At 39.6% G+C, this 14,908-nt stretch carries 2 protein-coding genes; both read right to left on the bottom strand.

All coding sequences use genetic code 11. The features are described from left to right. The coding region (locus ACOCD9_RS13515; protein ID WP_419547776.1) for an amino acid adenylation domain-containing protein at window positions 1-8,439 on the bottom strand (8,439 nt) is incomplete at its 3' end. After that, a complete protein-coding gene (locus ACOCD9_RS13510; protein ID WP_419547775.1) occupies window positions 8,436-14,834 on the bottom strand; it encodes an amino acid adenylation domain-containing protein in 6,399 nt (2,132 codons plus the stop codon). The genes ACOCD9_RS13515 and ACOCD9_RS13510, both read right to left, overlap by 4 nt. Between the last annotated feature and the right edge of the window lie 74 nt (window positions 14,835-14,908).

The raw sequence follows: 14,908 nt of genomic DNA, 5'->3' as shown, positions 1-14,908 counted from the left end.
ATCAAAAGCAATATTAGACGCTTGCACAACCCGGTCATCAGGAGTAAACTGGATGTAATTAGTATTTAATACCAGTCGATTAACTGCTTGATGAGTGACGATAACACCCTTGGGTATTCCTGTAGAACCAGAAGTATAAATAACGTAGGCTAAATTATCCGCAGAAACTGTGCTGTTCAGATTCTCCAAACTTGCCTGATTAATTTGTTCCCAATCTTTGTTTAAACAGATAACAATAGTCTGATGATTTGGCAAGGAATTCTGTAAAGATTCGCAGGTTAATATTATTTTAACCTGGGTATCTTGGAGCATAAAGCTAATGCGTTTTTGGGGATAATCTGGGTCAATAGGAACATAAGCTCCACCGACTTTAAGAATAGCCAATAATCCCACAATCATGTCTAAGGAACGCTCTAGACAAATCCCCACTAATTCATCTGGTTTTACTCCTAATTTCCGCAAATAATGGGCTAATTGATTAGCTCGACAATTTAATTCATTGTAGGTTAATTTTTGCTCTGAACATACCACTGCTACCGCATCGGGTGTGCGTTTTACCTGTTCTTCAAATAATTGATGAATACACTTATACTCAGGATAGTCAACTTGAGTATTGTTCCACTCAATTAATAACTGATTAGTCTCACTTTCTGTCAGTAAGGGTAATTGGGAAATCCGCGCTTGAGGATTGGCCACAATTCCCCCTAATAAGTTGAGAAAATGCCCTGATAATCGCTCAATAGTGCTACTCTCAAACAAATCAGTATTATATTCCCAGACACCTTTTAAGCCATCATCGGTGTTAACCATAGCTAAGGTTAAATCAAATTTAGCTGTGGTATTTTCCGGTGGCAAATCTGTCACCGTTAATCCCGTCATTGCAATCTCAGACTTAGGTGTATTTTGCAGGACAAAAGCGACTTGAAATAGGGGAGTATGGCTCAAATCCCGTTCCGGTTGCAACGCTTCGACTAACATTTCAAAGGGTAAGTCTTGATGCGCGTAAGCATCCATTGTCACTTCCCGAACACGGGTTAATAACTGACTAAAACTCGGATTATCTGATAAATCCGTCCGCATCACTAAAGTATTAACAAAGAAGCCGATTAAACCCTCAATTTCGCCGCGATTCCGGTTAGCGATAGGAGTTCCTACCAAAATATCACTCGACCCTGTATAACGATACAATAAAGCATCAAAAGCAGCCAACAGCGTCATAAATAATGTCACCCCTTGTTGGCGACTCAATTCAGTCAAAGCTTGGCTAAGTTTGGGGGAAAGGGAAAATTCTTGCTGAGTACCGACAAAGCTTTGCACCGCAGGCCGAGGGTGGTCTGTGGGAAGCGATAATAAAGGGGGTGCAGCTGTTAGTTGATTTTGCCAGTAATTTAATTGAGTTTGCAGGACATCCCCTTGTAACCATTGTTTTTGCCAGAGTGCAAAATCTGCATACTGAATCGGTAAAGGAGCTAAATTTGCGGGATGATTTTGAGTGTAAGCATTATATAAGCTGGTCAGTTCGTGAATAAATACTTCGATTGACCAACCATCACTAATAATGTGGTGCATACACACTAATAAGAAATGTTCCGTCTCCGATAGCACCACTAAAGTGATTCTGATTAAGGATTCTTTGGCTAAATCAAAGGGTTGAGTGGCTTGTTTTTGCTTTAATTGCTGTGTTTTTTCTTCTTGTTTATGGATGGGTAAATCTTGTAAATCAACGACCGATATTGTCTCCCTTGTTGTTTGAATAACCTGAGTCGGTTGTCCATCAATCGTGACAAAATTAGTCCGTAATACCTCATGGCGATCACAAATTTCTTGTAAACTTTGTTCTAAGGCCTTTTGATTGAGGTTGCCTCGGAAATGCAACACCATCGGTATATTATATAAAGTGCTATTTGGTTGCAATTGATCTAAAAACCATAAACGCTGTTGAGCAAAAGATAGAGGTAGTTCTGTATCCTTAGTTCTCGGTAAAATCGGGGGGACTGTTAGAGTGAGATTTTGCTGCTGTAATTGTCCAATTAGATGCGCTAATTCGGCTACCGTAGCTGCACCAAATAAACTCCGCAAAGGTAGTTCTATTTTAAATAAACTCCGAATCCGAGAAACTAATTGAGTTGCGAGGAGAGAATGGCCGCCAATTTCAAAGAAATTATCATAAATTCCCACTTGCTCTATTTTGAGTATTTCTGTCCAAATTTGCACCAACATCTCTTCAATTCCATTGCGTGGTGCTACATATTGATCCCGGCGATTCCCTATCTTATCTGGTGCGGGTAAAGCGCGACGATCTACCTTACGATTAGTAGTAAGGGGTAAAGATTCCAGAAAAACAAAAGCTTGAGGAACCATATACAAAGGCAATTTACTAGACAGAAACTGACGCAGTTCACTAATCATCGGTATCCGTTCATAATGAGCCACTATGTAGGCGACTAAATATTTATCCCCCGGAGTATCTTCCCGAATAATTACACAAGATGTTTGTACATCAATATTTTGGTTAAGTACCGCTTCAATTTCTCCTAACTCAATACGGAATCCGCGAATTTTAACCTGATTGTCAATCCGTCCAAAACATTCAATATTACCATCGGGTAAATAACGCGCTAAATCTCCCGTTTTATACAAATGATTGAACGGTGAATGAGCAAAGGGATTGTCAATAAATTTTTCAGCAGTCAATTCGGGACGATTCAGATAACCCCGCGCTAAACGAACACCGCATAAATGCAATTCTCCCTTAACTCCAATGGGTACGGGTTGCAGATTTTGATCCAAGATGTATGCTTTTGTGTTAGCAATGGGACGACCAATCAGCACCGAATTGATTTTTTCTGACTGATAATCTAGCAAGTCATGAACTATGGCAGTTACAGACGCTTCTGTGGGGCCATAAACGTTGATACATTGAACCCGTTTTCCGACCATTTGTCGCCAAATATTGACGGTTTCTGGTAACACTGCATCCCCTCCCACGGCCACAACCCGCAGACTGGATGGTACAGTAGCTAATGATTGGGAAACGGTGATTGCCCATTCATGCCAATAGGCGGGGGTAATATTTAAAACGGTGAGGCTTTCTTGTTCGATAAAATCGGCAAAATCAGTCAAAGTTGCGAACATTTGCCCCGGTCTTAAAACCACTGTGCCACCTTTTAACCAGGTGGGAAAAATTTCTTCAGCAGCGACATCAAAGCCAAAGGAAGCAAACTGTAAAACGCGATCAGATTCTGTTAAACCGAATACTTCACTAATGCCCCAACTATGATTAACTAAAGCTGCGTGAGTTAACATCACTCCTTTAGGTTTACCTGTGGAACCAGATGTATATAATAGGCATAGTAGATTTTCTGGAACCACTTCACTGAGGGGATTTTCTGGACTTTGAACTGTCAATTTTTCAGCTAATTTATCTAAGACAATTACCCCCACATCTTCTACTGGCAAAGAATCGAGTAAACTTTCTTGAGTTAGCAGTAGAGAAATTTGGGCATCTTCTGCCATATAAGTCAACCGTTGCTGGGGATAATCTGGATCTAAGGGTATATAGGCTCCTCCAGCTTTGAGAACTGCCAATAATCCGACAATAACTAACAGCGACCGCTCTAGATAAATACCAACTAAAACTTCTGAATTTACTCCCAAAGATTGGAGATAATGGGCTAATTGATTCGCCTGAATATTTAAGTCTTGATAGGTTAATTCTTGACCTTCAAAGACCACTGCTACTGCATCCGGGGTTCGTGCTGCTTGTTCTTCAAATAAATGATGAATACACTGATGGAAAGGATATTCTTTTTCGGTGGCATTCCAGTCTTTTAATAATTCTTTTGCCTCTACTTCGGTTAATAATGGTAGTTGAAAGATTGGCTGTTGCGGGTTAACAACCAATGCTTCTAGCAAGGTGATAAAATTCCCTGTTAATCGCTCAATGGTGCTGCGATCAAATAAATCGGTATTATATTCCCATACCCCTTTTAATTCTGCACCTGTATTCTCCATCGCCAGGGTTAGATCAAATTTGGCCGTCTCATTTTCTGTGGTGAGGGGAGTGGCGGTTAATCCTGTTAGTTCTAAGGGAGACGGGGGACTATTTTGCAGCAGAAAATCCACTTGAAATAAAGGCGCGTGACTTAAATCTCGTTCAGGTTGTAGGACTTCTACTAACATTTCAAAGGGCAAATCCTGATGAGCATAGGCATCCATTGCCATTTCCCGTACTCGACCCAATAACTGATTAAAATTGGGCTTACCTGACAAGTCAATTCGCAGAACCAAAGTATTGACAAAAAAGCCGATTAAACCTTCAAGTTCACCGCGATTACGGTTAGCAATGGGAGTACCAATTAAGATGTCTTCCTGTTCTGTATAACGGTAAAGTAAGACAGCATAAGCGGTTAACAGGGTCATAAATAAGGTGACACCCTGTTCCTGGGTTAATTGGGTCAGTTTTTCGGTTAATTCTAGGGAAAGGCTAAAGGGTAAATGTCCCCCAGCAAAACTTTGTTGATTGGGTCGAGGTCTATCTGTTGGTAAAGATAGGAGGGCTGGTGCGCCGGCTAACTGTTTTTGCCAGTAGTCTAGTTGCTGTTGCAATACCTCTCCCTGCAGCCATTGTCTTTGCCAAAGGGTAAAATCTCCATACTGGATAGATAGGGGATTTAGAGGCGAAGATAAACCCTGAATATAGGCATTATAGAGGGCGGTTAGTTCCTGAAGAAATACCCCCATTGACCAGCCATCACTGACAATGTGGTGCATACAGACTAATAAGAGATGTTCCGTTTCAGATAACACCACTAAAGTGATTCTGATTAAGGGTTCACCGGCTAAGTCAAAGGGTTGAATCGCTTGATTTTGTGCTAACTCTTGAGACGCAATTACTTTTTCACTACCAGATAAATGCTGTAAATCAACAACCGTAACTGTCCAGGTTCGTGCTTGTATAACCTGGGTAGGGATACCATCAACAGTAATAAAGTTGGTGCGTAAAGCTTCGTGGCGATCGCAAATTTCTTCTAAACTCTGGATTAAGATTTCTGAGTTTAAAGTTCCCTCTAAACGCAAGGCTAGGGGGATATTATAAAAAGAACTATTCGACTCAAATTCAGCCAAAAACCAAAGACGAGTCTGAGCAAAAGATAGGGGTAATTCTGCTGTTTTGTCCCTGGGTAAAATCGGCAGTTCAGTTAGTTGTTCTCCTTCGGAAATCCGTTGTATTTCCTGGGCTAATTCGGCGATTGTCGGTGCAACAAATAACTCGCGTAAGGGCATTTCTACCTGAAAAGCCTCACGGATGCGCGAAATTAGTTGCGTTGCTAATAATGAATGTCCACCCAACTCAAAGAAGTTGTCGTGAATTCCCACCTGTGCAACTTTTAGCACTTTTGCCCAAATCGAGGATAATATCTCCTCAATGGGGTTACGCGGCGCGATATACTGCTCTTGGCTTTGGAATTCGGGGGACGGTAAAGCACGATGATCGATCTTACCATTGGGCGTTAAGGGTAGGGATTCCAAAATGACAAAGGCACTAGGAATCATATACTCTGGTAACTTGGCTTTCAGGAATTGCCGCAGTTCAGTAACATTAAGCGAATTTTCCTCTTTTGGGGCGGAAATAATCTCTATTTGGGGAATAATATAGGCGACTAAACGTTTCTGATTTGTCTCATCTTCTTGGGCAATAACAACAGCCGTTTTTACCCCACTGTGCTGACTAAGAACGGTTTCAATTTCTCCCAATTCAATGCGAAAACCCCGAATTTTTACTTGATTATCAATCCGTCCTAAATACTCAATATTGCCATCGGGTAAATACCGACATAAATCTCCCGTTTTATATAATTTTGACGGCTCATTGCCCCCCTTATTAAGGGGGGTTGGGGGGATCACTTCATCCTTCTCAAAAGAATTAGGGATAAATTTCTCTTGTGTTAACTCTGGACGATTAAAATAACCCCGCGCTAATCCCATACCACCAATATGTAATTCTCCAGCTACCCCCACAGGAACAGGTTGCAAGAAAGCATCAAGAATATAAACCTGAGTATTACTGATGGGTCGCCCAATGGGAACATTGGTGGTAGTTGGTGAAGTAAATTGATATAAAGTCGTCGAAATGGTTGCTTCCGTTGGTCCGTAAGCATTTAATAGTCGAGGAAGAGGGGAATATTGACCCGTAATTGTTTGCCATTGCTCGATCTTTGCGGGTTGAATGGCTTCCCCACCAATAAAAATTACTTTAATATTTGAGAGAATTCGCAGATTATCAAGGGTTAATTCAGCGGCTAATTGATGCCAATAGGCAGTAGGAAAACTTAAAACCGTTAATTGCCATTTTTGACAACATTGCCAAAAATACTCACTAGAGCGCAACATCTCTTCTGTTCGCAATACCAAGGTCGCACCCGATAACAAACTAACAAAGATTTCTTCAACGGAAGGATCAAAGCAGATAGAAGAAAATTGCAGAATTTGATCCTCTGAGGTAATACCATACTCTCGAATAGTAGTCAGGATATAGTTGACTACTGAGCGATGTTCAATCATTACCCCTTTGGGTTGACCTGTGGAGCCAGAGGTGTAGATAATATAGGCTAAATTGTGCTGCTCAACTGCTACCAAAGGGTTAACTGTACTCTGTTTGGCAATTGTTGACCAGTCTTGGTCTAAACAGATGGTTGTTCCTTGAAATGCTGGTAATTGTTCCAGAAGTTGTGATTGAGTCAGGAGAATACTAAGTTGAGTATCTTCAATAAGATAGGTAATTCGCTCTTGGGGATAATTAATATCTAAAGGAACGTAAGCTCCCCCAGCTTTAAGGATTCCCAGGATTCCGATAATCATGTCTAGGGAACGTTCAACAAAAATCCCGACTAAACTATCGGCTTTTACCCCTAAAGATTGTAGGTAATGGGCTAACTGATTAGCCTTACAGTTTAACTCCTCGTAGGTTAAAAATTCATCTTCTAATTTAACTGCGATCGCCTGTGGATTCTGTTTTACTTGTTGTTCAAACAACTGATGCAGACACAAATCATTTTTGTAGTCAATTTTAGTCTGATTCCAATCAAATAATAACTGATTGCGCTCACTTTCTGTCAGTAATGGTAATTGGCTAACGGTTTGTTCTGGATTAGCAATAATCCCAGTTAATAGGTTAACAAAATGCTCTGATAGTCGCTCAATTGTGCTTTTGTCAAACAGATCTGTATTATATTCCCAAATCGCAGTTAATCCAGCTTCTTTTACCTGTATAGATAAACTTAAGTCAAACTTGGCTGTCTTAAATTCTAAAGGCTGACGAGTGGCTTTTATTCCTTCTAAATCTATACTATCTACAATTTCATTATCTAAACCAAACATCACCTGAAATAGAGGAGTATAACTCATGTTTCTTTCAGGTTGTAGGGCCTCTACTAACATCTCAAAAGGTAAATCTTGATGGTCGTAAGCATCCGTTGCTGTTTCTCGTACCTGTTTTAATAACTCGCTAAAACTGGGATTTCCTGCTAAATCTGTTCTTAAGACTAAGGTATTGACAAAAAAGCCGATTAACCCAGCTAATTCACTACGAGTACGGTTAGCGATGGGAGTACCGACTAAAATGTCTGTTTGTCCTGTGTAACGATAGAGTAGAGTCTGAAATGCGGTCAGGAGGGTCATAAATAAGGTGACACCTTTTTCCCGACTCAGCTTATTTAACCCTTGACTAAGTTCTGGAGAAAGGATACATTTTATTCGATCTCCCTGAAAACTTTGTTCTAGAGGACGGGGATAATCGGTAGGTAGATGTAATAAAGCGGGTGCTGCTGCTAACTGTTTTTGCCAGTAATTTAACTGATTTTGTCGGATTTCTCCCTGCAAATATTCCCTTTGCCAAATTGCAAAATCTGCGTACTGGATTGGTAACTCTTGTAAAAGAGGTTCTAAACCTTTAGTATAGGCATTATAAAGGGTTGTCAATTCCTGAATAAATACCCCCATTGACCAACCATCAGAGACAATATGGTGCAGACAAATCAGCAAAAAATGTTCTGTGTCTGATAACTTGAGTAGGGTGGCTCTAATTAGGGAGTCATTGGCTAAATCAAAAGGTTGATGGCTGCCAATTTCTAGCCATTTTTTTATTTCCTGCTCTTCTCGATATTTTGGGCTGTCTTTCCCATTGACAAGCGTTAATTGCCAATTACTTTCTGGTTTAATTACTTGTACAGGATTTCCCTCAATAGTGGCGAAATTTGTGCGGAGGGACTCATGGCGCTGAATAATTTCTTGTAGGCTTTTTTCGAGGACATCTACCTGGAGATTTCCTGCTAAATGCAAGGCCAGGGAAATATTATAAAAGGGACTGTTTGGTTCTAATTGATCTAAGAACCATAAACGCTGTTGGGCATAAGATAGGGGTAATTCTTCAAAATTCATTTTCTTTTTCTTGGTAAAATTGCTGGAACGATGGTATCGGATTTTTCCTGTTTTAACTGTTCAATCCCTTGGGCTAATTCTGCTAGTGTGGCCGAGTTGAATAACTGACGTAGGGGAAGTTCAACTTTCAAGCGATCACGTATCTGTGCTACTAATTTAGTGGCTAGTAGGGAATGGCCTCCCAGTTCAAAGAAGTTATCATTTATACCCACTTTCTCGACTTTTAGCACTTCTGACCAAACAGTTACTAATATATCCTCGATCGGGGTACGCGGAGCAACATATTTGTCTGATGGTTCACTACTAGATTCTGGTGGGGGTAAAGCACGACGATCTATTTTTCCATTAGCAGTAAGGGGTAAGGCATCTAAAATAACGAAAGCATTAGGTATCATGTAACCGGGTAATTGAGCTTTCAGGAATTGCCGTATTTCGTTAATGGTAATCGTTTTTTCCGATTGTGGCACAATGTAGGCCACAAGACGTTTATCTCCTGTGGTATCATCCCTCACTATTACTACTGTTTCCCAAATCTGGGGATGAGATGCTAATAATGCTTCGATTTCCCCCAACTCAATCCGAAAACCCCGAATCTTAACCTGATTGTCAATGCGTCCTAAATATTCTAATTCTCCCTTAGGTAAATAACGGGCTAAATCTCCCGTTTTATATAATTTTGACGGCTCATTGCCCCCCTTATTAAGGGGGTTTGGGGGGATCACTTCATCCTTCTCAAAAGGACTAGAAATAAACCTTTCTGTTGTTAATTCAGGACGATTGAGATAACCTTTTGTTACTCCTGCACCTCCCACATACATCTCCCCGGGTACACCAACCGGTACAAGTTGTAAATGTTGGTCTAGTAAATATACCTGTAAGTCGGGAATGGGACGACCAATCACACTAGCTGTACTATCCAAGTCGGTCATACTTAATGGTCGATAGGTGACATGAACGGTAGTTTCTGTAATTCCGTACATATTAATTAATTGGGGGCATTGGTCGCCATGGCGCTGAAACCAAGGTTGTAAGCTGTTAATTTCTAAAGCTTCTCCTCCAAAAATAACTAAACGTAAGCTTAAATCGTTATCTGTTGTCGATGAACGATCCCCCCTAAGCCCCCTTGATAAGGGGGGAAAACTTCCTTTTAAGGATTCTTCAGCTTGAATTAACTGACGGAAAGCGGTAGGAGTTTGATTAAGAATTGTTACTTTTTCTTGACATAATAGCTGATAAAATGCTTCGGGGGAACGAGTTATTAAGTAGGGGACAACTACCAAGCGTCCACCATATAACAAAGCTCCCCACATTTCCCACACCGAAAAGTCAAAAGCGTAGGAATGAAATAGAGTCCAGACATCTTGACTACTAAAATTATACCAAGCATCTGTAGCGGCAAATAATCGCACGACATTGGAGTGATTGACTAACACCCCTTTCGGTTTACCTGTGGAACCGGAAGTGTAAATAACATAAGCTAAGTTATCTGGAGTGACGGTGTTTTCTGGATTTGAATGGCTGTTTTCAGCAATTTTTTCCCAGTCGCTATCTAAATAAATAATCGAAGCTTGATGTTGGGGTAGAGTTTCTCCTAGCTTTTGTTGCGTTAACAGCAATGATAATTGAGCATCTTCTAACATGAAGCTTAACCGTTCAATCGGATATTCTGGGTCAAGAGGAACATAAGCACCACCCGCTTTTAATATCCCCAATAACCCCACAATCATCTCTAAAGAACGCTCAAGACAAATCCCCACTAATTGATCAGGTTTTACTCCCAAAGATTGCAAATAATGGGCTAACTGATTAGCTCGATGATTTAACTCATTATAGGTTAATTTTTCACCTTTAAATACTACAGCTACAGCATCAGGAGTCCGTTTTACCTGCTCTTCAAATAACTGATGAATACACTGAGTATAACTGTATGGTGTATCAGTATTATTCCATTCTACTAACAGTTGATGACGCTCTTTTTTTGTTAGTAATGGCAAGGTTCCTACCGACTCTTGCGGATTAGTAACAATTGTCTCTAATAATGTCTGAAAATGACCAGTCATGCGAGCAATTGTATTTTGATCAAATAAATCTTTATTATATTGCCAAAATCCTTGGAGAGAGTTGCCTTCTTCTGTATTTGTTTCCCACATTTGTAAGGTGAGATCAAACTTGGCGTTAACATTATCTAGAGGTAGATGCGATATTTTTAACTCAGGATTTTCTAATTCCTCCATTGCCACATTTTGTAAAACAAACATCACCTGAAACAAAGGACTGTGACTAAGACTGCGCTCTATTTGCAAAGTTTCGATAATCTGCTCAAAAGGAACGTCTTGGTTAGCATAAGCATTCGTACAAACAGAACGCACTTGTCTTAATAATTCTTCAAAACTGGGATTACCTTCTAAGCGAGTTCGCATCACTAGGGTATTCACAAAAAAGCCAATTAATCCTTCTAATTCTTGATAGTTGCGATTGGCAATCGGTGTTCCTACCAGAATATCATCTTGACCACTATAGCGGAATAATAGAGTAACATAAGCCGCCATCAACGTCATAAATAGGGTAGTTGCTGATTTGTGGCTGAGTTCTTTTAGAGATGCTGTCAGTTTGGCATCTAACTGGAAGGAAAAACATCCACCTCGGAAAGTTTGCACAGAGGGACGGGGTCTGTCCGTAGGTAATTCTAGCAAAGGAGGGGCTGCGGCTAACTGTTGTTTCCAGTAATTAATTTGGTTTTGGATGGTGATAAAACCTTGAGTTTCTCCTTGTAACCATTGTCGTTGCCAAATTGTAAAATCGGCATATTGAATCGGCAATTCTGAGAGAACAGAACCATCATCAAGCAAAAATCCTTGATATAAACTTGACAATTCTTTGAGCAATACTCCCATTGACCAACCATCACTAATAATGTGGTGCATGGTCAATAACAAAGCTGATGATTCTGATTTAAGTTGCACTAAGGTGACTCTTAGCAATATTCCCGTAGTCAGGTCAAAAGGTTGTAATTGATCCTCAGTTGCTAAAAGTTGTAATTGTTGTGACTGTTCTTGTCCTGATAATCCTTGTAGGTCCACAACCGAAATTTTCAGAGTTGCGCGGGGAGCAATTACCTGTACTGGAGTTTCTGCTACTTCCTTAAAATTAGTGCGTAGAATTTCGTGACGACGGACAATTTCGTTAAGACTAAGTTCTAAAATTTCTATATTTATGCGTCCCTGAAGATGAACCGCTTTAAACATATTGTAAAAAGAGCTGTCTGGTTCTAATTGCGCTAAAATCCATAGTCGCTGTTGAGCAAAAGAAACCGGGAAAGTCTGAGGTTCGGCGGGATTTTTTCGACTAATTTGAGGAATATTATTGTTATTTTTCGGATAGCCAAAAGACTCTGCTAGTTGCCAAGTTACATTACCTAAAAAGTCAGTGTTGTAGTAATCTTTCCATTGCTCAATGGTGTTAGGATTAATGCTTTGATGTTGATGAAATTTTACATCTCCTAGCATTCTAGATTCGGCATAAATACCGTCAGTCATGCGATGCTTTTTCTCTTGGTAGGGTTGCAGCATATCAGGATTAAATTCTACTCCTAAAAACTGACATAAACTCTCTAGGGTTTTCTGTGGCTGCTTAACGATGTCTTCAAATTTAACTTGATACTGACGTTGGGGAGAAACTTGTTGTAGAAATTCGCAGATATTTTGATGGCTAATCAGCCAAATGAGTTCGGCAAGTTCTCGATCATTGAAAGGATTTTGATAGGGAAATATTTGCTCAATTTTAGCTTCTTCATAAGAGTGAATCATTCCTAAAGGATGACGCACCAGATGAATATATAGAGGGTTATCAAAATTTATTTCTGCTCGTTTTAGAGTTTCTAAATCTAGAGAATAGGATGGAGTTTTATCCACTAAGATTTTATCTCCCAACCATCCCTGTAGAAGACGGTAAAACTGTTTGCTAGTCAGATTTTTCTCTTCTAATTCTTCCATAATTGCGATCGCTTTTTCAGCATTACACCCCTTAATTTCCATGATGGTGCGAATTGTTCCTTCCATCCAGAATTTGTAACGGCCAGAAAATTTCGCCTTTCTTTCCCTAAGAATATTAAACCCTAGTAGCTCCAATTCTGGAGGTGCAAAAAGCTGTGGATTTCCTCCTAAGATAACGCGGAGTAAGGTGGAACCGCTACGATAAGGAGAAAGGATAAATATAGCTGGTGGATTTTTGCTATTGTCATCATCTATTGGGCTGCTAAGAGCAGGAATTAGGGAGCGCATTTGTAACACTTTAGCTTCAGCAATGCGCTCCTGTGGTAGGTTGTTAATTTCGGTTCTTTCTTTACCTAGTATTTTGGTAACTGCTTTTGGATAATGTTCCTCTATATATCCGGCTAATTCCTTAACAGTCTTTCTGTCAAATAAAACAATAAAGTGAATAATTTCGTTTAGTTGTGCTTGCAGTTTATTAATTAGAATTGCTCCCCGAATTGAATCACCACCAAGCTCAAAAAAATCGTCATCTCTCCCCACTCTGTCAAGTTTAAGGACTTCTGCGAATAGAGAAGCAATCACTTTTTCTAGAGGAGTACGAGGAGCAATAAATTCTGTGTCTAACTGAGTCCGTTGACGCTGGTTTTGAGAATTAATTGTTCGCAGAATTAGTTGAGCATCATATAAGTTATTTCCAATCTCTTCAAAAAACTCTGATCGGATAATTCTCTTAACTGTTTTAGATGAATTTTTAGTAGCTATTTTATGTTCATCACCGAGAGGAGTGAAATTAACTTTAGACGCAATATAACTAGGAAAATTAAATAAATATCTCTCCTCTTTTTCCTGCTGAAATTCTTGACCAACAGTCCTTAAAAAATCCCAAATTGGTTGATTTTTGGGGGTAGGTTTATAAATAAGTTTGAGTTGTTCTAACCCTTTTTGTTGAGCAATTGTACCCAAATAAGCTAACATTTTATGTTCTACACCGCGACCCAATACTCGACAACTGAGCAAAAATGTATCGACAATCAGGGATTTTTCTTGAGCAGTAAATAATAGCAAACCAACTAAACCATAATCCCCAAAACGATCTTTTACTTTAACCACTCGACAGTCTAATTCCCCTAGACCACAAAGTTTTTGAATTTGGGATTCTGAGCGTCGGATAGTTGTTAAGTTAAATTGGTTAGTACGTTGAGTAAGTTGGGCAACTCGCGTCAATTCCTCCGTTTGCATCGGGGAAATCTCTATTTCTAAGTTGAGTTGGCCGAGAAAATCCTCAAAAGAAAGGGAATATTTTTGTAAATTCTGACGCTGAATATTCTGTTGATAAAGATTAGTTCTTTGTCGGTCTTCTTGAGTGGTTTTGAGTTGATCAAAAGCCCAAATATGTTCTAAAAATTTTGGAATATGATCGCAATTTTCAGGAAGTTGTAATGTCAAAACTTCTGGACAGTTTGCTCTAACTTCCGCACACTCAACCGGATTATCATCAATAAAAATAAAGCTATCTAATCCTAGTTGTAATTCCTCCGCTAAGGATTGCAAATTCTGAGATTTTTCTTGCCAGTTAATGCGCCAATTTACTAAATGATTTTCCTTAAGCAACATATCGGGATGTCTTTCAAAAATGGCAAAGACATCCTCTGGTTGATTCTTACTAGATAAACAGATTAACTTTCCTGCTGCTTGCTGTGCGATGATAAATTCTTGTAAAGCTCGAAATGGAGCATCAATTTTCACTCCCTTAACTCCATCTTCTCCACAAACCCCATGCCATAATGTATTGTCGCAGTCAAGGACAATCACTTTGTAAGGAGAGTTTATCAAGGCTAAGATTTTTCGCGCTAATATTGTCCCCAAAGCCGCAAAAAAAGCCAAGGTATAGGGAATATTTCCTAGTTCTTCTCCATAAGGATCATAATACTCTTGTACAGGATAAGTCTTGAGTAATGCTTGACTTTTAATTAGATATATGCTAGGGATATTCTGGAGATCACGGTCTAATTGTTCTTGTAATTTCTCATGTAAACTATTGAACGTTGTATCATGGGTTGGAGAGGGGGGACAGACACAGACTAAATAGGGAATTGGTGAGCGCATTGTCGCCGTTTTCAAGGCATTACCAAAGTCTCTAAGGGTTTGCTCTAAGGTCAATTCGGCCTTGTTTTTACTTCCTTCCCAGTCTTCAAACCTAACCAGAATCACATTAACCCCATTTTGATTAGTCGCTAAAAGACTAGCAGGATTGAGTAATTCTTGAAAGACTTGATTGTACTGAGCAAATTCTATTGAATAAGGAAATCCTATTTTTTTGAGCCAATATGACAGGGAATCCTCCACTGGTTCACTGGTAAATGTAGCTGTAATAACGATTTTATGATTAGCAAGTGCTTTCATTATTGGCATGGGTTACTCTGTTGGCAGCGACAATACGAAGTCTATCTGATTTTATCTTCAAACGGTTTTCCTAG

The organism is Microcystis sp., assembly GCF_048564745.1.
GTDB classification, from domain to species: domain Bacteria; phylum Cyanobacteriota; class Cyanobacteriia; order Cyanobacteriales; family Microcystaceae; genus Microcystis; species Microcystis ichthyoblabe_A.
The sequence above is the reverse complement of the archived record's forward strand: the minus strand, read 5'-3'. Positions and strand labels throughout refer to the sequence as shown.

Bases quoted from the DNA above. Each gene is read 5' to 3' on its own strand.
- ACOCD9_RS13510 (WP_419547775.1), bottom strand. From the start codon at position 14,834: ATGAAAGCACTTGCTAATCATAAAATCGTTATTACAGCTACATTTACC.